Source organism: Emticicia sp. SJ17W-69, from assembly GCF_051209875.1.
Taxonomy (GTDB): Bacteria; Bacteroidota; Bacteroidia; order Cytophagales; family Spirosomataceae; genus Emticicia.
In genome coordinates this window covers 1625014-1648686 of the sequence record NZ_JBNTQY010000001.1, presented here as the reverse complement: position 1 = coordinate 1648686, position 23673 = coordinate 1625014, and the positions used below count along the sequence as shown (strand labels likewise).

The 23673-nt window shown below is 35.0% G+C and carries 18 protein-coding genes; 9 read left to right on the top strand and 9 right to left on the bottom strand.

What is annotated here, in order from left to right; translation table 11 throughout:
* Window positions 1–139: 139 nt before the first annotated feature.
* Window positions 140–1801: an AMP-binding protein gene (locus ACQUQZ_RS06700; RefSeq protein ID WP_435354056.1), complete on the top strand. Its 1662-nt coding sequence runs from the start codon at window positions 140–142 to the stop codon at window positions 1799–1801.
* A gap of 238 nt (window positions 1802–2039) precedes the next feature.
* Here the strand turns inward: ACQUQZ_RS06700 and ACQUQZ_RS06695 are convergent, their stop codons facing one another.
* The 4 genes from ACQUQZ_RS06695 to ACQUQZ_RS06680 form a co-directional block, all read right to left on the bottom strand.
* Window positions 2040–2801 (bottom strand): LytR/AlgR family response regulator transcription factor, encoded by a 762-nt coding sequence (locus ACQUQZ_RS06695; protein ID WP_435354054.1) that lies wholly within the window; start codon window positions 2799–2801, stop codon window positions 2040–2042.
* The gene (locus ACQUQZ_RS06690) at window positions 2798–5809 is read right to left on the bottom strand and encodes a two-component regulator propeller domain-containing protein (RefSeq protein WP_435354052.1); all 3012 of its coding nucleotides are present in this window, start codon (window positions 5807–5809) and stop codon (window positions 2798–2800) included. The genes ACQUQZ_RS06695 and ACQUQZ_RS06690 overlap by 4 nt, the downstream gene beginning before the upstream one ends.
* A gap of 96 nt (window positions 5810–5905) precedes the next feature.
* On the bottom strand, window positions 5906–8059 hold the full coding sequence (locus ACQUQZ_RS06685; protein WP_435354050.1) for a DPP IV N-terminal domain-containing protein: 2154 nt from the start codon (window positions 8057–8059) through the stop codon (window positions 5906–5908).
* A 75-nt stretch (window positions 8060–8134) separates the two neighbouring features.
* Window positions 8135–8758 (bottom strand): polysaccharide deacetylase family protein, encoded by a 624-nt coding sequence (locus ACQUQZ_RS06680; RefSeq protein ID WP_435354048.1) that lies wholly within the window; start codon window positions 8756–8758, stop codon window positions 8135–8137.
* Window positions 8759–8904: 146 nt separating this feature from the next.
* Here ACQUQZ_RS06680 and ACQUQZ_RS06675 point away from each other — a divergent pair, with 146 nt between their 5' ends.
* On the top strand, window positions 8905–10788 hold the full coding sequence (locus tag ACQUQZ_RS06675) for a M1 family metallopeptidase (protein WP_435354046.1): 1884 nt from the start codon (window positions 8905–8907) through the stop codon (window positions 10786–10788).
* 80 nt (window positions 10789–10868) lie between these two features.
* On the opposite strand, the gene ACQUQZ_RS06670 is transcribed toward ACQUQZ_RS06675, so the two are convergent.
* Window positions 10869–12140 (bottom strand): M16 family metallopeptidase, encoded by a 1272-nt coding sequence (locus tag ACQUQZ_RS06670; protein WP_435354044.1) that lies wholly within the window; start codon window positions 12138–12140, stop codon window positions 10869–10871.
* Between the two features lie 157 nt (window positions 12141–12297).
* Between ACQUQZ_RS06670 and ispF the strand changes: the two genes are divergently transcribed.
* The 4 genes from ispF to ACQUQZ_RS06650 all read left to right on the top strand — a co-directional run bounded on the left by ispF (window position 12298) and on the right by ACQUQZ_RS06650 (window position 16711).
* The gene (gene ispF / locus ACQUQZ_RS06665; protein ID WP_435354042.1) at window positions 12298–12777 is read left to right on the top strand and encodes a 2-C-methyl-D-erythritol 2,4-cyclodiphosphate synthase; all 480 of its coding nucleotides are present in this window, start codon (window positions 12298–12300) and stop codon (window positions 12775–12777) included.
* Window positions 12778–12815: 38 nt separating this feature from the next.
* Window positions 12816–13631, top strand: a complete 816-nt coding sequence (locus tag ACQUQZ_RS06660) for a sialate O-acetylesterase (protein WP_435354040.1) — start codon at window positions 12816–12818, stop codon at window positions 13629–13631.
* Window positions 13632–13855: 224 nt separating this feature from the next.
* Complete coding sequence (locus ACQUQZ_RS06655) at window positions 13856–14998, top strand: amidohydrolase family protein (protein ID WP_435354038.1); 1143 nt, start codon at window positions 13856–13858, stop codon at window positions 14996–14998.
* A 102-nt stretch (window positions 14999–15100) separates the two neighbouring features.
* Entirely contained in the window at window positions 15101–16711 is a 1611-nt protein-coding gene (locus ACQUQZ_RS06650) for an amidohydrolase (protein WP_435354036.1), read from the top strand.
* A 94-nt stretch (window positions 16712–16805) separates the two neighbouring features.
* Here the strand turns inward: ACQUQZ_RS06650 and ACQUQZ_RS06645 are convergent, their stop codons facing one another.
* The 3 genes from ACQUQZ_RS06645 to tsaE form a co-directional block, all read right to left on the bottom strand.
* Complete coding sequence (locus ACQUQZ_RS06645) at window positions 16806–17210, bottom strand: hypothetical protein (RefSeq protein WP_435354034.1); 405 nt, start codon at window positions 17208–17210, stop codon at window positions 16806–16808.
* 85 nt (window positions 17211–17295) lie between these two features.
* A complete protein-coding gene (locus ACQUQZ_RS06640; protein ID WP_435354032.1) occupies window positions 17296–18513 on the bottom strand; it encodes an alanine dehydrogenase in 1218 nt (405 codons plus the stop codon).
* Window positions 18514–18565: 52 nt separating this feature from the next.
* A complete protein-coding gene (tsaE, locus tag ACQUQZ_RS06635; RefSeq protein WP_435354031.1) occupies window positions 18566–18976 on the bottom strand; it encodes a tRNA (adenosine(37)-N6)-threonylcarbamoyltransferase complex ATPase subunit type 1 TsaE in 411 nt (136 codons plus the stop codon).
* Between the two features lie 356 nt (window positions 18977–19332).
* On the opposite strand from tsaE, the gene ACQUQZ_RS06630 reads away from it, so the two are divergent.
* Both ACQUQZ_RS06630 and rodA read left to right on the top strand, forming a co-directional pair.
* Window positions 19333–21264 carry a penicillin-binding transpeptidase domain-containing protein gene (locus ACQUQZ_RS06630; protein WP_435354029.1) on the top strand — a complete coding sequence of 644 codons (1932 nt, stop codon included), beginning with the start codon at window positions 19333–19335 and terminating at the stop codon, window positions 21262–21264.
* Window position 21265: 1 nt separating this feature from the next.
* Window positions 21266–22543, top strand: a complete 1278-nt coding sequence (rodA, locus tag ACQUQZ_RS06625; RefSeq protein WP_435354027.1) for a rod shape-determining protein RodA — start codon at window positions 21266–21268, stop codon at window positions 22541–22543.
* 87 nt (window positions 22544–22630) lie between these two features.
* On the opposite strand, the gene ACQUQZ_RS06620 is transcribed toward rodA, so the two are convergent.
* Entirely contained in the window at window positions 22631–23323 is a 693-nt protein-coding gene (locus ACQUQZ_RS06620; RefSeq protein ID WP_435354025.1) for an NUDIX hydrolase, read from the bottom strand.
* A gap of 113 nt (window positions 23324–23436) precedes the next feature.
* Between ACQUQZ_RS06620 and ACQUQZ_RS06615 the strand changes: the two genes are divergently transcribed.
* Window positions 23437–23661, top strand: coding sequence for a helix-turn-helix domain-containing protein (locus tag ACQUQZ_RS06615; protein ID WP_435354023.1), 225 nt, complete (start codon window positions 23437–23439; stop codon window positions 23659–23661).
* The last annotated feature ends 12 nt before the right edge of the window (window positions 23662–23673 follow it).

Below are 23673 nucleotides of genomic sequence, written 5' to 3'. Positions count from 1 at the left end.
TTTTCCAGCATGATTCGATAATTATTAATGTTTAAACGATTTATTTCCTTAAAAATATTTAATTTTTTCATTCTTTTGTGCAAATTTGTCAACAATATTATCAACCCAACATTAAATACTATAAAACCTGTTAATACTTATGAGCATTTCACCCGATAAATCCCTTTTGGAGTATTTTTACCATTGGGAAAAAACAACACCTGATAAAATTTACTTACGCCAACCTTTTGGAGATACTTTCCGAGATTTTACATGGAAAGAAGCAGGAAGACAAGTACGAAGTTTGGCAGCTTATTTACAATCATTGAATCTTCCTCCCAAAAGTAACATAGGTTTGGTTTCAAAAAATTGTGCCGAATGGCTCATTGCTGATTTCGCCATTATGATGGCGGGACATGTTTCATGTCCATTTTATGCCACACTCACCAATGAACAAATCAATCAGGTACTTGTACATAGTGGTTGTAAAGTTCTTTTTGTTGGAAAATTAGATGATTGGCAAGGTATGAAATCAGGCATTCCTGAAAGTACAATATGTATTTCTTTCCCTACTTATAACCCCGATCCAGCACATGAGCAGTGGGAGACAATTCTGGCAAATTATGCCCCTCTAACGACAAATTATATGCCTAATTTGGATGATTTGTTTACGATTATTTATACATCTGGTACTACTGGAAACCCCAAAGGTGTCATGTTGCAATACAGTGCTATGTCGAATGGTATTTATCAAACCCGTAATATTGCCAAGCTGGATTATCCTAACCCCCGTTTTTTTTCTTATTTACCGCTTTGTCATATTGCCGAACGTAATATCATTGAGGCAGCCGTCGTAACCATCGGTGGAACAATCTATTTTGCCGAAACTTTAGATAGTTTTGCCAAGAATTTAGCTGATGCACAACCGACACATTTTTTGGCTGTACCACGCATTTGGACGAAATTCCAATTAGGTATTTTAGCAAAAATGCCTGAAAAGAAGTTGAATTTATTTTTAAAAATCCCATTTTTAAGTGGTCTTGTCAAGAGTAAAATCAAAAAAGGCTTAGGCTTAGACAAAGCCGTGGTAATTTTGACAGGAGCAGCCCCAATGCCAGCAACATTGATTAAATGGTTCAGGAAATTAGGCATTATTATTCAGGAGGCATATGGCATGACCGAAAACTTAGGGGCTGTGTGCATGATGCCAAGTGATGCCATCAAAGATGGTTATGTAGGCAAATTATACCCTGGTATGGAAGTAAAAATAGCTCCAGAAAATGGTGAGATATTAACTCGCTCAAAGTGGAATATGGTGGGATATTATAAAGAACCTGCTTTAACAGCCGAAACAATAGATGCTGATAATTGGATTCATACGGGCGATGTGGGCGAGCTGGACTTAGAAAACTACCTAAAAATCACGGGTCGAGTAAAAGAAATGTATAAAACCTCAAAAGGCGAGTATGTTGCTCCAGCACAAATTGAATTTGGTTTTGCCGATAATAATTTTATTGAGCAAATCTGTGTAGTTGGCAATCATTTACCCCAACCAATTGCTTTAATTGTCTTATCAGATTTAGGAAAAGCAACTGATAAACAAGTAGTTAGAGAAAGTTTAGAAACTACCATGCAGGAATTAAATCCTCGCTTGAAATCTTATGAGCGAGTACAAAGAATCATTGTTTTAAAAGAGCCTTGGACGGTAGATAATAACAAAATGACTCCAACGCTGAAAATAAAACGAGGTGTTATCGAAAAAGAATTCGCTCCAAAATTAGAATCTTGGTATAATAAACAAGAGGTTATTGTATGGGAATAGGTGGTTCAATTAAATGAAAAAAGGTACTACATAAAAAATGTAGTACCCTAACATTTAAGTGGATTCAACTCTGTAGCTGAATATTTGCAAAAGTTGTAATTGTTGTGCAAAAGTTGTAATTGGCTTGTCGGTCTCAAAAAGTATTCAAATATTCCAATTAATCACAAGCCTTGCAAGTCAGAAGTCAGATGTGGTAGTAAAAAATGCTTATTCGGTAGCAAATATGTCATAGATGGTATTAGTATTTTTTAAGCCATTCATTAAATTCTGGTTTACGTCGCCGAGCGATTGGGACTTGTGAATCATCCGACATCAACAAGATTCCTCCATCAATATTCTGAACTCGAATGATATGATGATAACTCACCAAGTGCGTATCATGCACACGAAAGAAATCATATTCTTCTAAAATCTCTTGATAAAATTTCAAATCTTTAGACGATACTATTTCATTTTTTGTATTCAAGTGCATAATTGTAAAACCGTTGACAGCCTCACATCTAATCAAGTCGTCTATTTCAACCAATTCTATTCCTTTTTGTGTAGAAATATTGATTTTATTTTTTCGACTTCTTGGATTTTGAAGGTTACGAATCAAGTTTTTCAAATCATCGGTTAGCTGTTTCTCTTTGATTTGAAAAATAGCCTTTGCCACAGCTTCTTTCAAATCAGTGGAGGCAACAGGCTTCAAAAGATAATCTAAAGCCGAAAACTTAATGGCATTGAGTGCATAAAAATCGAAAGCCGTAACAAAAATAACCTTAAATTCAGGCTGGGAAAAACGAGCAAGTAAATCAAAACCAGAACCCGTTGACATCTGAATATCTAAAAATACAAGGTTTGGTTGTAGTTGTAATATTAGTTGATATGCCTCATCGACCGATTGGGCTTTGCCAACAATATTGACTTGTGGGCAATATTGAGACAGCGATTTATCAAGTGCTTCAATAGCATTATATTCATCATCAACGATGACAGCAGTAAGGATAGGTTTCATCATTTTATTAGAATCTTAATTTCCACTTTTGTACCTGAAATGCCAGTATTTGGGTGGTAGATGTCGATAATATTTACCTCAACTTCAGTACCATCAACTATTTTTAGTGTTTTTAGTCTTTCATCAATTATTTCTGTTGCTCTTGATTTATAAGCTTTCAATGATTTTGTGCGAATTTCTTTGGCTTTTAATCTACCAATTCCATCGTCTTCAACAATACAAATAAGTGTATCGTCAATTTTTTCAAAACTCACCAATAAATATCCTTTTGTTTCTTTGTAAACCAATCCATGATTGATTGCATTTTCTACAAATGGTTGTATCAACATCGAAGGAATTTCGAAGGTTGGCTCAATAAAATTATTTTCTCTAATTTCGTAACTAAATTTATTTTTAAATCGAGCTTGTTCGAGTTGGATATAATTTTCTAATAGAATTTTTTCATCAAAGATAGAAATATAACGATTTCGGGAAGATTCAAGAAATAAACGAATCAATTTTGAAAAATTAGTCAGATATTCATTGGCAGCATTTGTTTCTTTATTGAGTATAAAACTTTGAATCGAACTCAAAGCATTGAATACAAAATGTGGATTCATTTGCGATTGAAGTGCTTGAAGCTCCAATTCGGCGAATTTCTTTGAAATTTCCAAATCTTTTTCAGACCTTTTTCGATAAATTATAAAAATATAACCAACAATGCCTATTGTTGATAAAGTCAAGAATACTCTAAACCACCAAGTTTGCCAATATGGTGGATTGATGACAAACCTAATTGGTATTTCCAATGAAGTTTCATTTCCTTCAATATCAAAAGCTTTCAAAAAAAACTCATATTTCCCCGGAGATAAGAACGCAAAAGATAAGCGAGTTTCGTTGGTTGTTTGCCACGGATTGTTGGCATCTTCAGTAGCCAATTTATACTCATATTGAATATTTTTATCGCTTTTGAATGAAAGTTCAACAAAATCAATTTCAATTGAATTTTTAGTATAGCTCAAATCATAATTTTGTAATCGAGTTGTATCTTTCCCATTAATTTTAATTGATTTGATTACCAATGATGCTTTTTCTTTCTTTTTATTCTCTTTCTCAAAAAAAGTTTTTAGATCAATTACTGCCAAACTATTGTTAGTTCCTGCATAAAGTTTATCTTCCTTAGCAAAAACAGTGTGTACTTCAAGTGTAGGCAAGCCTTGTGTTAGTGAAATTTTATTGACATCATAATTATCATTCCCATTATCTGTAATGGCATAAACACCTTCGTTAGTAGCTGCCCAAATACGTTTTTTTATTTTTTCAAAGAAAAGAGAATTAACGATTTTACCTGCTAATTCGTTGATATTTAACACTTTATCGTTTTTGTATCGTATTACTCCATAACCATCAGTACCCGCCCAAACATATCCTTTATCGTCCATTACTAAGTCATTGATAGTTGCATTGATAGCTTTGATTTTTTTTCCAATTTTACTATTAAAATTTTCTTTCTTCGCCAACCAAAGTCCATTACTCGAACCAATCCATAAATTTTCTGTATCTCCAACCATCGCCAAGCTTCTCACATTATAAAGCATCGTTTCAAGCGTTAACACATTTTTATTGACAACTACTTTTCTCATACCGTACGATAAGCCTATCAATAAACTTCCATTGTTTTCAATAATTCTTTTGCTAGGAATTGATTTAATGATTAGTCCATGATTCTCGTGATATTTGCGGTTATTTTCTAACTGAAAAAAGGTTTTTTTTCTGTCCTCATCTACTTTAAATTTAAAAATTTTAGGGTATAATGTGTGTGTGTTATAAGCTATGTTGGCAGGAAATATACCCAAATCACCTGATTCCCAAATGACCATAATTTCGTTATTACTTGAAGTTGCAATATTTCTAACAGGCACTTTAGATATATTATTAAGATTTACCTTAGTAGCCTTATTCTGTAAAATCGTATAAATATCTCCTGTATTTGTACCAAGCCATAGTAAGTTCGTCTTATCGTAAGCCATGCACTTAATGGCATAATTATCTAAATTTGATATAACAAAAGAGTTCTGTGCTTCTTTTGTCAATAAAAGCAGTCCTTTGTCTTTGGTACACAGCCATAAATTTGATTCTTTATCAAAAAAGACAGAATTAATTTTATAATCATTTAAATAATCGAATTGATGGAGTCTTTGAAGGTTTTTATCCACCATAAAAACTTCATTTGTTGCAAAAACCAAAAGAGATTCTTCTCCAAATCTATCTATTCTTACAACTTCGCTATTAGGAAATTTACTTAATGTATTGATATTTACCCCTATATCAGTATTGTTACTTAAAAAATGCAGTTCGGTTTTATTTGAATAAAATGTTTGCTTTTCATTGATGAAAATAATGTTAATAATTGGCATTTTACTTTTTATTACCTCCGATGGAAAGTAGGGCTTCCGACCCACCATGTAGCGATAATTGTAAGGAAATACATCAGGCAGGGAAAATGGTTCGATGTAATTAGAACCCTTTTTTATTGTGGCATAAAAATCTATTATTGGTAAAGTTGTAGGATTAATCTTTTTACTCAGGGGATTAAATTTGAGGATAGGATTGGTAAATACAGAAACGTTATCTTTACTGTTAAAAAAATAACCCGCAATTTTCTGATTAGAGTATGCAGGTAATTTTGAAGTATATGTAACTTCAAAACTTTGTTTTTTCATATCATAATAACTAATTGCAAAAGCATAACTTGCCAGCCAAAGGCGTTTATTCTTGTCTTCTACTATGTCCCATATATCATTATAAGGTAGTCCATTTTTTGTTGTGAAATTTTCAAAACGATAGCCATCAAAACGAGAGAGCCCTCTATCAGTACAAATCCAAATAAACCCCTCTGAATCTTGAAAAGCACGGTAAATATTTGAACTTGGCAAACCATCATCTACAGTATATCGTCTCAAAAAAGGTGTTTGAGCCATTAATGACCAACCAAATAATAAGTAAATAACGATGAATAAATACTTTTGCATTAATCAATTTCATTTAGCCTCAGCAAAAAACAAAGACGATAGCATTGACAAAAATCAATGCTATCGAAAATTAAAATTTTTAAAATACCCACTTCATTATTTTAAAAGCCCTTCGGGAACAGGCTTTTCGAGTAAATATTTATAGATAAACTGTGTTTTTAGATTATCAAAATGCTGACCTTTTGCTCCACCCCATCCGTGTCGGCCATTTGGATAAAGCATAAATTCAAAGTTTTTCTTAGCATCTTCTAATTTACTGATCAACTGAATACTGTTTTGTAAATGTACATTATCGTCCATTGTACCGTGCACAATTTGCAACATTCCTTTGTATTTATCTACATGTGTCATTACACTTCCATTTCTATAACCTTCTGGGTTTTCGGCTGGCGTATCCATGTATCTTTCAGTATATGCACTATCATATAGGCTCCAGTCGGTTACACTTCCACCCGCCATTCCATGCGTAAATACGTCACTTCCGTAAGTCAATGCGTAGCAACTCATATAACCACCATAACTAAAACCTGTGATACAAATTTTAGTTGGGTCGGCTATCCCCTTGTCTATCAATGATTTGACTAGTGTTTTATAATCCACCATTTCCCAATAGCCCAAGTTTCGGTGCATGTAAGCTACACCCTCTTTTCCAAAATGACCACTAGCACGGTGGTCGAGCGATACTTGAATCATACCCTCTTTGGCATACCACTGGCTACGTGTACTCCACCCCCATTGATCATAGACCGTTCCTGCATCTGGTCCACCGTAAATACTAATCAAAACTGGGTATTTTTTACCCGATACCATATTTTGTGGATAAACGATTGTCATTGGTAAATCAAACTTTCCATCGTCACTTTTTACGCGTAAAAGTTCAGTTTTCGCCAAATTATAATTATCCATTTCTGTACCTTTGGCTGAGCCTAATTCACGAATAATATTTCCATTATTGTCAATAACTGCCATTTGAGGTGGAGTATTGAGGTTTGAATAAGTTGTGATGAAATATTTTAGATTAGGCGAAGTTTGGATTTGCTTATGGTTAAATTCTCCAAAAGTTAGGCGTTTCATTCCTTTTCCGTCAAAACCTACTCGGTAAAGGTCAAAGCGAGCCGTATTTTCGATACCACGTGCATAGAAGTAAACAATACGGTTTTTTTGATCGATACCTTCAACTGATTTTACAGTAAATTTACCATCAGTAATATTATTTTTGAATGTGCCATCAATGCCATACAAATACAACTGTTTCCAACCAGTTTTGTCGCTAATAATCATCATTTCTTTGCCCCCATCCATGATTGTTAAGCGTTCTTCAGCTTCGTCAATACCAATCCAAGACTTTTGAGTTTCGGTATAAACTTCCTTTTTACTGCCATTTTTAGGCGAAACATTATACATTTTCAAAGTATCATTGCCACGATTCACCCATTGTACCATCAATCCACTTCCATCGGGCAACCATGATGGCCAACCTAAATAATGTTCTTCTTTCATATTGAAATCAACCCAAGTTGTTGCACCACCACTTGGCAAAACAAAACCTAACTTCGCTTCTGGGTTTGGGTCGCCACTTTTCGGATAACGAGTTTCTTCGATAAAGCCATGTTGTCCTTCGCTACTATATAATGGAAACATCGGCGTTTTTGATTCATCAAAACGCATATAAGCTAATGATTTACTATCAGGACTCCACCAAAAAGCACGAAAACGAGTAGGGCGTCCAAAAATTTCTTCCCAATAAACCCAAGTGGCATAGCCATTTAAAATGGTCTTTGTGCCATCACTTGTGAGTTGGATTTCTTTCTTAGTTTTAAAACTATAAGTGTAAAGATTATTGTCTTTTGTATAAACTATGTAAGCACTATCAGGCGAAAATGTAGCGTTTTTCTCTTCGCCTTTATCGTTGGTTAGTTGTGTTTCAGCACTTCCATTTTTCAAGAAAAGGTCGCCATTTTTGCTGATAACAGATTTGGTTGGAGCATTTTTTGGATTGATAATTTCAGGTGTTGCTTCAGTAGTTTTACCGCTTACCAATTCCAAAACCACAGGTTTCATTTCGGCATCAGGCGATGCTTTTTGGGTAATAACAATTTTTTCATCATCAATCCAACGGCCAAAAGTTGGTAATGGTTGTGTAAAATTCTTTGGAGCTTTACCTGACTTTAATTCTTTTTCGTCAAAATCTTTTTTTTGGGCAAAAACAACAACATTTGTCAAGCATAAAAATAGTAGGGTCCGTTTCATTAGTTTTAGTTTGGTGATTAAATTTTGATGTAAATTTAAAAATATTGTTCGGTTTTCGGACGAAACAAATGCTTTTTATAAATGCTCAAACCTAAATCCTTTCTCTGAAAAATGCTCTAAAAATCTTGGCAGTGCAAAAGACATGTTTTCATTTGCTTTTATACTATCATGGAAAAGTACAATCGAGCCTGCCTCGGTATACTTCAAAGTTTTTTCTAAAACAGTTTTAGGAGAGAGTTTTTGCGAAAAATCCCCACTGAGAACATCCCACATAATAATCTGATAATCAGCAGAAACTTTACTGGCTTGACTTCGTTTGATTCTCCCGTAAGGTGGGCGAAAAAGATTCGTTACTACTCCCCTATTCAATATCTCATCCTTGCATTGTGCAATATTTTCAAAATAAATATCATCATCAGTTGCCCAACCTCGAAGGTGATTAAATGTATGATTTCCAATGCTATGTCCACCATTAATTACTTTTTGAAAAATATCAGGGTGTTTCTGAATGTTATTGCCAATACAAAAAAAAGTAGCTTTGGCATGATAAGTAGCTAAAGTTTCAAGCACAAATTCCGTGACATCTGGAATTGGGCCATCATCAAAAGTTAGGTAAATAATTTTTTCTTGCGTGGATTTTCGCCAAATAAAATTGGGGTACAAAGCCCGCATCAAGAAATTGGTTTTATGAACAAACATCGTTTTTTGTTTTAGGCAAAGGTCATAAATTTTAGAATGAATTCATAAATTGCAGGAAATTGTAAAACAATTTCCCAAATTGTTTCAAACCATTTAGCACAATTCTGAGAATTGTGTTACAAAATAATAAAATTTAAGCCCATAAAATGAAAAAATATATACAGTTTTTCCTGCTAATATTTTCCTTTTTCCAAATAAATGCCCAAAAACCGCCTTTAAGCAATCACGTTGCCAATTATGATATTGCGGTAAAATTGGATGCAAGAAAGAAAACACTTGATGGGAAAGAAACACTTACTTGGAAAAATACCTCAACTGATGAAATTGCTGAACTTCAGTTTCATTTGTATTTGAATGCTTTCAAAGATGAAAATTCGACTTTTATGAAAGAATCAGGTGGGCAATTACGAGGAAATAAGATTGACAAAAATGCTAAAGTAAATTGGGGATCAATCACAATTCTTTCGATGCAAGTGCGTGGTGGTGAAAATTTAACCGATAAAATCCAATTTATACAACCTGATGACCTTAATGATAAAGATAAAACTGTCATTCGTGTGCCTTTAAAAAAAGTGCTCAAACCTAATGAAAGCATTACACTCAACATCAATTTCAAGGCAAAATTGCCTAAAATATTTGCCCGCACAGGTTTTGTAGATGATTATTTTTTGGTAGGACAGTGGTTCCCTAAAATTGGAGTTTATGAACCCGCTGGAATGCGTTATGCTACAAAAGGTGCTTGGAATTGCCATCAATTTCACGCCGACAGTGAGTTTTATGCTGATTTTGGCAATTATCATGTCAGCATGACTGTTCCGAAAAACTATATTTTGGCCGCTACGGGCATTTTCCAAAATGAAAAAACCAATCAAAATAATACCAAAACTGTCAATTACTTTGCCAGTGATGTCCATGATTTTGCATGGACGGTTTCACCTAAATTTGAGGTCAGTGAACGCCAATGGAAAAATGTGAAAATCAAAGCAGTGATGCAACCCGAACACGCTGGTGCAACCGAAAGATATTTTCAATCGGCCATTGCTGCTTTAGAATATTTCGATAAAAACTTAGGCAAATATCCACATAAAGTGTTGACTTTGGTTGACCCACCTCTGGCTGGTTCGGGTTCGTCAGGCATGGAATATCCTACTTTCATTACTTGCGGAGAAACAATCTGGGGAATGCCAAAAGGTATGAGGCTACCTGAAGTAGTAACGATTCATGAATTTGGGCATCAATATTTTCAAGGAATGCTGGCATCAAATGAGTTTGAGGAATCATTTTTAGATGAAGGCTTTAATCAATATTATGAAGGAAGAATCATGGACGAGACTTATGGAAAAGGTTCGCAATTAAGTATTCTTGGCTTTAAAATGGGTGATATGGAATCTTCAAGAATGAGCTATGTAGGTATGCAAAATCCAAAAATTTCAGAGAGTTTTAAGTATTCTTGGAAATATCCTAAAGGAACTTATGGCGTTTTGACTTATACAAAAACTGCTACTTGGCTAAAAACATTAGAAAATATGCTTGGCAGAACGGTAATGGATGAAATCATGCAAACGTACTTTATTCGCTGGCGTTTCAAGCATCCTTGTGTGCAGGATTTTATCAATATTGTCAATGAAATTACGCCCAAACGCTTAGGGAATAAATTTGGAACAAACATGAATTGGTATTTTGAACAGGTGCTTTACAAAGCTCCAGTTTGCGATTTCGCAGTTACCAAAATCCAGAATGATGAGAAAAAAAGTGAATTTACAACAACTCAATTAGGCGATATGATTTTGCCGACCGAAATTTTAGTGAAATTTGTCGATGGGAAAGAACAAGTGCTTCAATGGAATGGCAAAGAAAAATCTAAAACCTATAAATTTGATAGAGCAATTGAATCGGTACAAATTGACCCCAAAAACAAAATTTTACTTGATTTGAACATCATTAACAACAGTCAAACGCTGAAACAATCGCCTTTGCCTTTCATTAAATATGCCTTAAAAATAATGTTTTGGCTGGAAAACATTATTTAGTTCTGAGTTTAGAGTGTTGAATGCTGAGTTTTTACTGTATTATATGCAAATTATCAGCATTTTGGATAAAGCAAAAAAACTCAGAACTCTAAACTCAGAACCGCTGCGGCGGACCGCTCAGAACTCTTATAGTACATTGTTGAGCAATTCTCTTTTCTTAAAATTTGTTTTGCCATTGCTTGCAGGCTTTCTGGTGTAACCGCTGCAATCTTTTCGGCATCTTGGTTACACCAATCAGCATTTCCTGCATTTGCAGCAAAAGCCAGATTCATGGCACGATTGAGTAATTCAACTTCGGCAAAAGCCATTGTTGACTCTGACTGATTCTTTACTTTCTGTAATTCGCTTTCTTCTAAAGTATTATTGACCAAATCTGCTACAATTTCTTCGATAGCAGCATCAGCCTCTTCGAGCGAAACACCTTCGTTCAAATTTCCTTGAATCATTAATAATCCTGGGTCGAGTGAAGCGGTGACATAACCCGAAACATTGTTGAACAAATGTTTTTCTTTGACTAATTTGCTATAAAGTCTTGAAGATTTTCCACGACCTAATATGTCACTTAACAAATCAGCGTCATAAAAATTATCATCAAATCGCCCTGGCATATGATAGGCTTTATAAATCGCATTTAAAGGAACTTTAGCAGAAGTTTCTAAGAATTTTGGTGCGGTTTGAAGCTTTTCTTTTGGAAGGTTTCTAACATATTTTTCACCCGCAGGAATTGGCTCAAACCATTTAGAGCAAAGGTCTTTAATTTGTTCAACTGTTACATCGCCAGCAACAACCAAAATGGCATTATTAGGCAAGTAATATTTATAGAAAAAATGTTTCACATCATCCATTGTAGCTTCTTCGATATGACTAATTTCCTTACCAATGGTTGCCCAACGATATGGATGTTGCTCATAAATCAAAGGGCGAAGTTTCAACCAAACATCGCCATAAGGTTGATTCAAATAGCGTTGCTTGAATTCTTCAATAACTACTTTACGTTGCACTTCCAATACTTTTGGGTCGAACGAAAGGCTCATCATGCGATCAGATTCGAGCCAAAAAGCTGTTTCAATATTTTCGGCAGGAAGCGTAATATAATAGTTGGTAATATCAGGCGAAGTGAAGGCATTATTTTCACCCCCTACTTTTTGGAGAGGCTCGTCATAAGCTGGAATATTTTTTGAACCTCCAAACATCAAATGTTCAAAAAGGTGAGCAAAACCTGTTTTATTTTCTTCTTCATCACGTGAACCAACATTATAAAGAATATTGACAGCCGCCATTGGTGTTGTGTGGTCTTCGTGTACATACACTTCTAAGCCGTTTTTTAAAGTAAAGTGTTGGTAGTTAATCATCAGAACGCAAAGTGCAAAAGCACAATTATTAATTTAAAATTATGAATTATAAATGGTTAGCTCATATCAATCGAACTGTCTTTATGAGCTACAAAGTTAAAACATCTTTCCGAAAGCAAAAGTTTATCCTTACTTTTGCCCAAAAGAAATTTAATCTATGAATATCAGAATAGGACAAGGCTACGATGTACATCAATTAGGAGAAGGCTATGATTTATGGTTAGGTGGTGTAAAAATTCCGCATACAGTTGGTTCGGTGGGTCATTCGGATGCTGATGTATTGCTTCATGCGATGTGTGATGCACTTTTAGGTGCAGCAGCAATGGGTGACATTGGCAAACATTTCAAAAATACCGACCCTCGTTGGAAAGGGATTGATAGCAAAATTTTGTTGAAAATTGTAGTCGAAATGCTCGAAAAAGAAGGCTATAAAATCGGAAATATCGATTCTACCGTTTGTTTGCAAGAACCCAAAATAGGCAAATATATTCCCGAAATGATTGAAGCAATTTCGAGTGTTACAGGTTTGCCTGCCAATTGCATTTCTATCAAAGCTACAACTACCGAAGAAATGGGATTTGTTGGTCGAAAAGAAGGCTTAGACGCTCATGCGATTGCTTTGATTTATAAAGATTAACCTACTATCCTTTTATACTTTCCAAAAAATATCTTCCAATGAAATTCATCGTCTTATTGTTAACTCTTTGCAGTATATTGGCTTATTCGCAAGAAATCGATAAAAGAATTGAATATTTCCCGAAGAAAACTGAAAAAGTAACAAAATTACCTAAAAAGAAAGATACTTGGGTATTTATCATGGCAGGGCAGTCGAACATGGCAGGGCGTGGGCAAGTGGAACCACAAGACACCATTCCAAATGAAAGGTTACTCACCATCAATGCCAAAGGAGAGTTGATTTTGGCAAAAGAACCCTTACATTTTTATGAGCCAAACTTAACAGGTTTAGATTGTGGTATATCTTTTGGAAAAGTTCTCTTACAGAAAATCCCTAAAAAAATAACAGTTTTACTCATTCCTACGGCAGTCGGTGGTAGTGCCATTGAACAATGGTTGGGTGATTCTACCTATCGAAAAGTACAATTACTCTCAAATTTTAAAGAAAAAGCAAAAATTGGTTCACAATATGGTACAATAAAAGCCATACTTTGGCATCAAGGAGAAAGTAATAGTAGCACCGAAAAAAGCATCAGTTTGCACGCATCAAGACTCACAGAATTATTTAAAATCTTTAGAAATATTACACAAAACAAAAATCTACCTATCCTTCTAGGCGAATTAGGTTCTTATTCAAAGAATAATAAAAATTGGCAATTACTCAACGCTACCTTGAGAGATTATGTAAAAAATGATAAAAATTCAGCCTTAATATCTACACAAGACTTAAAACACAAAGGCGATGATATTCATTTTGATTCTGAAGGTCAACGAAAAATGGGCGAACGTTTTGCCAATGAATATTTGAAAAAATAGAATATAACTTTAATTATCATTTCTTTATATTGCTTACCACATTCGGCATAAAACGTGGCACACCTTTGAGGTGTGCCACGTTTAGTTTTTAATCTTAACTTTAAGATTTTTCTCGCCCTTTTCATCTCCAATTTCATAGTTATTGTCGAAATATAAATCTTCGTTATTTGAAATTATTCGTTTTTCATTAAATTGCATGAAAGATTTTAAACCTACCATTATTAATGAAGAAAATTGCACTTGCGGTCGGAATATTACTGACTGCCAATCATTTACAAGCCCAACAAATCAAGATTGGTGATAATGCTGGAGCAGTCACATTTGAGGAATACGAGCCAAAATCCACCCTTGTTGTTCCTGGAAAACCTATTACAAAAGCTAAGTTCCCATTCATTGATGTCCATAATCACCAATGGGAAATGAGCAATAAGTCCGATTTAACCAAGCTCATTACTGACATGGATAAAATGAATATGGGTTTGATGTGTAATTTAAGTGGTCGTGGTTTTAACCAAGATGAAGCCAAAAGTACCGCAGGTTTGGTAAGTATGATCGATGCCGTAAAAGCTAATTATCCTACTCGTTTTGCAATTTTTACAAACATTGATTTCTCGAAAATAAATGAACCAGATTGGACGGCAAAAGCTGTAAAAACACTCGAAGATGATGTAAAACTCCGTGGTGCAAAAGGTTTGAAAATTTACAAAAGTCTTGGTTTTAGTGTAAAAGATAATGGAAAATTGGTAGCCGTGGATGATGCAAGAATTGACCCAATTTGGGCAAAAGCTGGCGAATTAGGCATACCTGTTTTGATTCACACCGCCGACCCAGCTTCTTTTTGGGATCCTCTCAATGCTCAAAATGAGCGATGGCTTGAGTTAAAAACACACCCAGGTCGCAAGCGTGAAGCAGCAGCAGGTAAAGATTTTACTTGGGAACAACTCATTGAACAACAGCATAATGTTTTCAGGAAACACCCCAAAACTACATTCATCAACGCTCACATGGGTTGGTACCCTAATAATTTAGCCAAACTTGATAGTTTAATGGAAGTATTCCCAAATATGTATGCTGAAATTGGGGCAGTTATTGCTGAATTAGGTCGCCAACCACGCATGGCTAAGAAGTTTTTTGAAAAACGCCAAGACCGTATTTTATTTGGTAAAGATTCTTGGGTTCCTGATGAATACCAAACATATTTTAGAGTTTTGGAAAGTGAAGATGAGTATTTCCCTTACCATAAAAAATACCATGCTTACTGGCGAATGTATGGCATGGGTCTTTCGGACGAGGTTTTGAAAAAAGTTTACTACAAAAATGCCTTAAAAATTATTCCTGGGCTTGATAAGAGTAAATTTCCTAAGTAAAAAATAGTCCACAGACCACCGACGATAGTCGATAGTTTTTATACTGTTGACTATCATCCATTGACTGTGGGCTTTTATAATACCTAAACTTAAATCAAAAAAATGAAAAAAACTTGCATCTTCATCACTACAATGGTGATTGTCAGCAACTTAGCTTTTTCACAGAAGAAAAAAGTTGTTGCTGCTCCAATTCCTGACAAACTTGAATTATTGAAACAAGAAGTCATCAAAAAAATTGATGACCGACAAAAATTCACCCAAGAGGTAAATGACCAAATTTTCAGCTTTGGTGAATTAGGTTTTCAAGAATTCGAAACCTCCAAATACATCACTAATTTACTCGAAAAAAATGGTTTCACCGTTGAACGAGGTGTGGCAGGAATGCCTACTGCTTGGATTGCCAAATGGGGTTCGGGAAAACCAGTCATTGCCATTGGTAGCGATATCGACTGTATTCCAAAAGCTTCTCAAAAACCAGGTGTTGCTTATAAAGACCCAATCGTAGAAGGGGCTCCTGGACATGGTGAAGGTCATAATTCAGGACAAGCCTTGAATATTACTGCCGTTTTAGCTCTAAAAGAAATCATGGAGCGAGAGAAAATTGCAGGAACATTGATGCTCTGGCCCGGGGTTGCAGAAGAACAAGTTGGTGCAAAAGCAATTTATGTACGGGATGGCTACTTCAAAGATGTGGATGCTTGTATTTTTACCCATGTTGGGGATAATTTAGGCGTTTCTTGGGGAGATGCAGGAAATAACGGATTGGTTTCGGTAAAGTTTCATTTTGAAGGTGAGGCTGCTCACGCCGCAGGAGCACCTTGGCGTGGAAGAAGTGCCTTAGATGCTGTCGAATTGATGGATATTGGTTGGAATTTTAAACGTGAACACTTAGAAACTACCCAACGCTCACATTATGTCATTTCGGATGGTGGTGACCAACCCAATGTCGTACCATCAAAAGCAACAGTTTGGTATTATTTCCGTGATCGTACTTATCCAAGAATTCGGAAGCTATTTGAAAGCGGCATTAAAATCGCTGAAGGAGCAGCCATGATGACTGATACAAAATTTACTTATGAAATTTTAGGAAGTGCTTGGCCGGGACATTTCAATAAGCCAATTGCTGATGCCATGTATAATAATATCAAGAGAGTTGGTTTACCACAATGGTCGGAAGATGATCAAACATTAGCAAAAGCTGCTCAAAAAGAGTTAAAAGCTGCAAAAATAGATGGTTTGGCTATGAAATTAGATACCATGAGCGAGCCTGTTTATTCGCCAAATATTGTTCGTCAAGGTGGCTCAGATGATATTGCTGATATTTCTTGGTCATTGCCAACTGTCGTTTTACGTTACCCATCAAATATGCCAGGTATGCCAGGACATCATTGGGCTAATGCCATTACTATGGCTACTCCCATTGCTCACAAAGGTTGTACCGCAGGAGCTAAAGCAGAAGCTTTAACACTTTTAGATATGCTTTTAAAACCTGAAATCATCAAAAATGCTTGGGAATATTATAACAAAGAGCAAACAAAAGAAATTAAATATACTCCTTTGATTTCAAAAGATGACAAACCAGCAATTCAGCTAAACAAAGAAATCATGGAAAAATTTCGCCCAGAAATGAGTAAATATTATTATGATTCTACTAAATATAAAACTTATTTAGAGCAATTAGGGATAAAATATCCAACGGTGAGAGAAAAATAAAATAATAAAAAATTCAGCTAAACATGGCACATCTTAAAGATGTGCCATGTTTGTTTTGAGAATATTTGATAAAATCCGATTGCTAATAATCTACTCAATCTTCTGGAAAAGGGATAAATACAAATCCTGCAAATTCGGCTTCGATTACAAACAAACAACAATATTCATCAGCATTTTTGTAGTTTTCTTTGAAAAGCTCAATCGACTCTTCCCCAATAAGTTTTCTTTGTACAAATTCATCCAAATAAGATGCTTTATAATCGAATTGCGTATTAAAATCAAGTCGTGTAAAGAGCATTTGCCCTACTTCAACTTGTGTACGGGCGACAATAAAAATCGGATTTTCAGAAAAACCACGTTTCCTGATTTGATAAGATGCTTCTTTCAGATGGTCAGAGACGACAATAAAATCACCTGCAATTTGGCTCATGATTTTTTGGTCAAGTTCTGGTGAATTTACATCATCTAAAATCGTATTTTCGTTTGAATGTGAAGTCATTTGATTAATTCTGAGTTTTGAATTATGAGTTTCGAGTTATTTTACTCAAAACTTATAAAAAAATATTGTTAATTGATAATTGAAATTACATTCTTGCCGCAGCCAAAAGTCCTAAATCTTTATATCTGAGATTGAAACGCTGGGCAATCGCCAAATTGGTTAAACTCCCTTTGAAACAATAAACTCCTTTAGTAAACCATTGTTTAGCAAAAATCATTTCTTCTATTCCACCAACATTGCCTGTTTTAAGTAAAAAAGGTGTAAAGACATTGCTTAATGCGATGCTTGCTGTGTGAGCCACTCGTGAAGCAATATTTGGTACGCAATAATGAGTAATGCCATATTTTTGAAAAGTTGGATGCTTGTGCGTAGTCATTTCTGATGTTTCAAAACAACCACCTTGATCAATCGAAACATCAATAATGATTGCATTAGCATTCATTTTTGATACCATTTCTTCAGTCACCAACATCGGCGAAACGCCATCTTCCGCACGCATAGCTCCTATGACAACATCTGCTCTTTTAAGAGCATCCATCAATGTTTCAGAATCAATAATCGAAGTATAAATATGTTGTCCAACTGCATATTTTAAACGCTGAAGTCGATAAATATGTTGGTCAAAAACTTTGATTTCTGCCCCAAGTCCAAGAGCTGTTCGGGCGGCATATTCCCCAACTGTCCCTGCTCCTATAATCACAATTTTTGTAGGAGGTACCCCAGTAATCCCCCCCAAAATCATGCCTCTGCCATCATGCACACTACTCAGATATTCTGCTGCTATAAGCATCACGGTACTCCCCGCAATTTCGCTCATTGTTCTGATAATTGGGAAGTTTCCAACCTTATCTTGAATGAGTTCAAAGCCAATACCAGTAACACGTTTATCATTTAGCTGTTCAAAATAAGGACGGCCAAGATTAGGAATATTCAAGGTTGAGATAACAGTCTGCCCTGTTTTCAAATTTTCCATTTCATTCTCAACCAAAGGCTCAATTTTCAAAATTATATCTGCTTCAAAAACCTCTTTAGGGCTATAAACTATTTTTGCACCAGCCTCACTATAATCATTATCAGAAAATTTTGCTCCTTCACCAGCACCTTTTTCAATCAAAATTTCATGTCCATTTCTTACTAATAATGCAACCGCTTCTGGAGTTAAGGCAATGCGATTTTCTTGCAAAGAAACTTCACGTGGGAGGCCAATAAATAGGCTCTTTCTGCCTTTTTTAAGCATTTCTGGAGATTCTTGCGGGTAAAGAGCTGATTGTCTTGCTAATTCAGAAATAGATTGTCCTGTCATACTGTCTTTGGGCTTTTATTCAAAGCAAATTTAGTTTTTAGGTTAGTTTTAATCAAGATACATTTAGATTACGAGCGAGTTCATTATCAACATTCAACGCTATTCTAATCAAAAAACAATCTTCGGGTAAAAGCGATTCAATTTTTTCAGCCCATTCTAATAGACAAATATTTCCTGAATCAAAATACTCTTCGATACCAAAATCAAGAGCCTCAGTTTCATTTTTTAGGCGATAAAAATCAAAATGAAAAATTGTTTTTCCACTATCTGTCAAGTATTCATTGACAATCGAAAATGTTGGACTTTGCACTGAGGTTTTGACACCCAATTCTTTACAAATTGCTTTAATCAAAGTTGTTTTTCCGACGCCCATTTCACCTTCAAAAATCCAAATTGTTTTACTTTTGGCTAAAGCAATCACTTCTTTAGCAACGATAGGTAAGTCTTCAATTCTATAAATCATTCCTGTCAAATTCTACTTTGATTATCTTACAAAAATCGTATAAATACTTAAAATAATTTTAATCTTAAATACCTAAATTTACTTTTCTCAAAAAAAAGAAATTTTCTTAAGCAATATATGCAAATTTCTGTTGATTTTTCGAGAACTTTGTTGATAGAAAGAAAAAAATCACCTATCCTTTGTTTAAATAGGTCAAATATCTTTTTCTAACAACAAAAATTAGAAGAAGAATCCGCCAACAGAAAAAGTAAACAAATAATAATACTAATAACCTCCATTTATAAGCCATTGTAATGTTCCAAGACAGAAAACAAATTATTTTGAGTTTTTTCTTTTTAGTGTGTGGTATTTACTTGATGAGATTGCTGTACCTTCAAGTTATTGATGACCAATATCATGTACTTGGCTCTACTGGAGCTCTTAAAAAAGAAGTACAGATTCCACTTCGTGGGCAAATCTACGACCGAAATGGAAAACTATTAGTAGCAAATGTGGATGTATATGACATGTATGTCACTCCCCACAAGGTTAAGCCCATGGATACCACAATGTTTTGTAGGTTGTTTAATATTTCAAAAAGCTATTTTGATAGCACCATGACTATTGCGAAAACGTATTCTCGTAATAGAGCAACTATATTTTTACGCCAGTTATCTAAAGAAGATTATGCCCGAGTAGCCGACGCAATGGTTAGTTTTCCGGGATTCACTTTTGAGCTTTCTTTTTTTAGGACTTATCCTGCTCATACAATGGCAAATGCTTTAGGATATATTGGAGAAATTAGTAAAAAAGCTTACGAAGAACAGGAAGTAGAATACTATCGAAGTGGTGATTATATTGGTATTACGGGGTTAGAAAAACAATATGAATCAGAACTTCGGGGCAGACGGGGCGTAAAGTTCACGATGATGAATGTACATGGCGAAGACAAGGGCTCTTATGCCAATGGAGAATATGACACATTGGCTGTTATTGGAAAAAACCTTATTTCAACGGTTGATGTGGATGTTCAACAATTAGCTGATAGCCTTTTTCAAGGAAAGACCGGTTGTGCAGTAGCCATTGAACCTTCAACAGGTGAAATTTTGGCTATTGGTTCTTATCCATATTATGATCCAAATATTCTTTCAGGAAAACAATTCAGTAAATATTTTAAAGAACTTTATCGAAATCCTGATAAGCCTCTAAATGATCGTGTAGCAACTGGTTTTTTTAGACCAGGTTCTACTTTCAAATTGGCACAAGCATTGGTTGCCTTGCAATTAGGTTCTATTACCCCTTCCACGGCTTTTCCTTTAGGCGGAGCTCCAGTAAAATGTCATAATCACCCAGGCTCACCTAATGATCTTCACAATGCGGTTCGTTTTTCTTGTAATCCATATTTTTACCACGTTTTCCGTAAAACTATGTCATTTACAGATGAGACAAATCCTTTTAAGGCCGCTCCAATTATGCTTTCAAAGTGGCATGATATGATAGAAAAATTTGGTTATGGACAAAAATTAGGAATTGATTTACCTTCTGAATCATCAGGCTTATTACCAAATGTCAAATATTATGACAAACGATATGGTTCTTTACAATGGAAGTTTTCAAATATCTATTCATTGAGTATAGGTGAAGGTGAGGTTTCAATTAATATGCTTAAAATGGCCAATTTAGCAGCAACCATTGCCAATCGAGGCTATTGGGTTACGCCTCACTTACTGAAAGGTTTTGGCCAAAATGGAAGAGGAGTTGATCCTCAACTAAAACAAGTCCATAAAACTGAAATTGACCCTAAAAACTATGAGGCAATCATAGGTGGAATGCAAGATGCAGTTGAGCGTGGCACCGTAGCTGGTGGAGCTGGAATTGTTGAAGGCATTGCTATTTGTGGTAAAACTGGAACATCACAAAATAAAAAAGGAAGAGATAATTCAATTTTTATTGCTTTTGCACCTCGATACAACCCTAAGATTGCCATTGCCGTGATGGTACAAAATGCTGGTTTTGGTGGTTCGGTGGCTGCTCCTATTGCCACTTTAATGATTGAAAAATACCTCAAACGCAAAATTGAACGCATTGCATTAAAAGAGCGAATGATGAATTTGAGTATCAAGACGGTAGAAGCAATGGCTGCGGGTTCATCAAATAAAGTTAAAACTTCATTTGTAGCTCCAATAAATAAACCTTCTAGCCCTATTCATCCATCAAAAGAGGAAAATAAAACACAAAATGATGCTTCAAAAGCTTCAAAAACCGCATTTGTAAAACCCAAAGAAATAAACCAAAAATCAACAAAATAGTATGGCACGTGATATTGATATTAGAGAAGGCATTGACTGGACAACCGTTTGGCTCTACGCTGCGTTGGTTATTTTTGGATGGCTTAACGTTTATGCGGCTATTTATAATCCAGAAAATCCAATTACGATTTTTTCAACCTCACATAATGCTGGAAAACAATTACTTTTTATATGTTCTTCGTTTGTCCTGATTCTTATCATTTTGTTCGTTGATTATAAAATCTATGATTCATTTGCCTATATTTTCTATGGGTTCATTATACTACTCTTAATTGCTACTATATTTCTTGCAACAGAAATTAAGGGTTCAAGGTCTTGGATAAAGTTGGGGGGAGGGTTTTCGCTTCAACCTGCCGAATTTTCAAAGATTTTTACTGCTTTAGCACTTTCACGCTATTTGAGTACTCAAAATGTAAGTATTACTAAATTCCGAGATGCAATTGTTGCTGGTTTGATGGTCTTCATCCCTCCTATCATCATCATTATGCAAAAAGAAACAGGTTCAGCACTTACATTTGCGGCTTTTATTGCTGTTTTTTACAGAGAAGGTTTACCGGGAATTTACCCAGCTTTAGGAATCGCTTTGGTAATTTTGTTTGTACTGGTACTATTTTTCAATAAATATTATGTTGTGATTGGACTTGCCGTAGCTTGTGGACTTTTTTGGCAAGTTTTCTTAAAACGTTATGAACGTACCAAACAAAACCTTGTGAGGCTTGGTGCAGTGTTTATTATTTCATCTGCTTTTGTCTTTGGCGTTGGTTTTTTCACAACAAGTGTTTTAAAACCTCATCAGCAAAAACGTATTCAAATATTGGTTAATCCTGATTCAGATCCTTTGGGTGCAGGTTGGAATCAAACTCAGTCAAGAATTGCCATCAGTTCGGGGGGGATAATAGGAAAAGGGTATTTACAAGGTACACAAACCAAATTTGACTTTGTCCCTGAGCAATCGACTGACTTTATATTTTGTACCGTTGGTGAAGAATGGGGCTTTATGGGAAGTTTGATAGTAATCTTAATTTTTGCAGCCCTATTAAACAGAATTATCAATTTGGCAGAAAAACAACGAAGTAAATTTTCCAGAATTTATGGTTATTGCGTAGCGTCCATTTTGTTTTTCCATTTGTTGGTAAACATAGGAATGACCATTGGCTTGATGCCAGTTATTGGTATTCCACTTCCATTTTTAAGTTATGGAGGTTCATCTCTTTGGTCTTTCACAGTGCTCTTATTTATCTTTTTGAAATTAGACGCACATAGAAGTTATAAAGTTTAGTTTCGACTTCAGGGTATCATCGGCTTCGCTCAATTCTCACTGGTTATCGGTGTCTGTGCGAAGCCGAAGACCCGACTTATTCAATTATCAATCAATCTTTATTGAATCAAAACTGTAAAGAAAAGGAGCTTTATGAGCTGCCCCAGAATACTGTTTTTCGTGTCTTTGTAAAATTCCTAAATTCAATATTTTCCGCTGAAAAGTTCCTCTATGAAGCTTTTCCCCCAAAATAGCCTCATACACTTTTTGCAATTCATTCATTGTGAATAATGTTGGCAAAAGATTCATTCCAACTAATTTTCGTTCTAAATTATCTCGAAGTGTTTGCAAGGCTTTTGCAACAATCTCGGCATGGTCAAGCATCAAATTTGGCAATTCATCCATTGAATACCAATCACAAGAATCTGAGAGTGCATCTGGCTTGGGTACAACATCATTGTAATTGATTAAAGCATAATAGGCAACTGAAATAAATCTATCTAAAAGCCAAGAAAGCTCTTCTTGGGGCTGGTTATTGGCTGTCATAATGGTTTTCATTATTTCAGGTTTATATCGAGCCACATCGCCAAAAGTATAGAATTGTTCCAAATAAATATTGTCTAAACCCGTACGTTCTTTTAAACCTCTTCTAACAGCATCATTCAGATTTTCATCCATTCTAACAAATCCTCCTGGTAGTGCAAATAATCCTGTATTATGGTACTTCATAATCAAGATTTTTAGCTTATCTCCCGAAAACCCAAATATTACCGAATCGTAGGCAATGTGACGTAAAAGCACTTTTGATAGCAAAATTAATATTATTATTTTTTGTAAAAGTACAAATAAATTAGAAAAAAAATAAATAGATTTTTTAATATGTAGACAATAGTCCGTTGTTCAACAGTCTACTTATGTTGATCTTTGTCGATATGGATATAAAGAAAAAATTTGGCAAACAAGTCAAAAAATTCCGACTTGAAAAGGGATTGTCGCAAGAAGCACTTGCTCTTATGGCAAACCTTGACAGAACATATATTCCAAGCATTGAAAAAGGCGAAAGGAATGTATCAATTACTGTTATTGAGAAGATAGCAAAAGCTCTCAAAATTAAATTTTCAGTTCTATTTGATGAGTAAACCCAAATTAAA

Excerpts from the sequence above, each read along its gene's own strand:
- ACQUQZ_RS06700 (WP_435354056.1), top strand. The coding sequence starts at position 140 with ATGAGCATTTCACCCGATAAATCCCTTTTGGAGTATTTTTACCATTGG.
- ACQUQZ_RS06685 (WP_435354050.1), bottom strand. The coding sequence starts at position 8,059 with ATGAAACGGACCCTACTATTTTTATGCTTGACAAATGTTGTTGTTTTT.
- ACQUQZ_RS06660 (WP_435354040.1), top strand. The coding sequence starts at position 12,816 with ATGAAATTCATCGTCTTATTGTTAACTCTTTGCAGTATATTGGCTTAT.
- ACQUQZ_RS06695 (WP_435354054.1), bottom strand. The coding sequence starts at position 2,801 with ATGATGAAACCTATCCTTACTGCTGTCATCGTTGATGATGAATATAAT.
- ACQUQZ_RS06630 (WP_435354029.1), top strand. The coding sequence starts at position 19,333 with ATGAGATTGCTGTACCTTCAAGTTATTGATGACCAATATCATGTACTT.
- ispF (WP_435354042.1), top strand. The coding sequence starts at position 12,298 with ATGAATATCAGAATAGGACAAGGCTACGATGTACATCAATTAGGAGAA.
- ACQUQZ_RS06680 (WP_435354048.1), bottom strand. The coding sequence starts at position 8,758 with ATGTTTGTTCATAAAACCAATTTCTTGATGCGGGCTTTGTACCCCAAT.
- rodA (WP_435354027.1), top strand. The coding sequence starts at position 21,266 with ATGGCACGTGATATTGATATTAGAGAAGGCATTGACTGGACAACCGTT.
- ACQUQZ_RS06645 (WP_435354034.1), bottom strand. The coding sequence starts at position 17,210 with ATGACTTCACATTCAAACGAAAATACGATTTTAGATGATGTAAATTCA.
- ACQUQZ_RS06615 (WP_435354023.1), top strand. The coding sequence starts at position 23,437 with ATGTTGATCTTTGTCGATATGGATATAAAGAAAAAATTTGGCAAACAA.
- tsaE (WP_435354031.1), bottom strand. The coding sequence starts at position 18,976 with ATGATTTATAGAATTGAAGACTTACCTATCGTTGCTAAAGAAGTGATT.
- ACQUQZ_RS06640 (WP_435354032.1), bottom strand. The coding sequence starts at position 18,513 with ATGACAGGACAATCTATTTCTGAATTAGCAAGACAATCAGCTCTTTAC.
- ACQUQZ_RS06655 (WP_435354038.1), top strand. The coding sequence starts at position 13,856 with ATGAAGAAAATTGCACTTGCGGTCGGAATATTACTGACTGCCAATCAT.
- ACQUQZ_RS06670 (WP_435354044.1), bottom strand. The coding sequence starts at position 12,140 with ATGATTAACTACCAACACTTTACTTTAAAAAACGGCTTAGAAGTGTAT.
- ACQUQZ_RS06675 (WP_435354046.1), top strand. The coding sequence starts at position 8,905 with ATGAAAAAATATATACAGTTTTTCCTGCTAATATTTTCCTTTTTCCAA.
- ACQUQZ_RS06650 (WP_435354036.1), top strand. The coding sequence starts at position 15,101 with ATGAAAAAAACTTGCATCTTCATCACTACAATGGTGATTGTCAGCAAC.
- ACQUQZ_RS06690 (WP_435354052.1), bottom strand. The coding sequence starts at position 5,809 with ATGCAAAAGTATTTATTCATCGTTATTTACTTATTATTTGGTTGGTCA.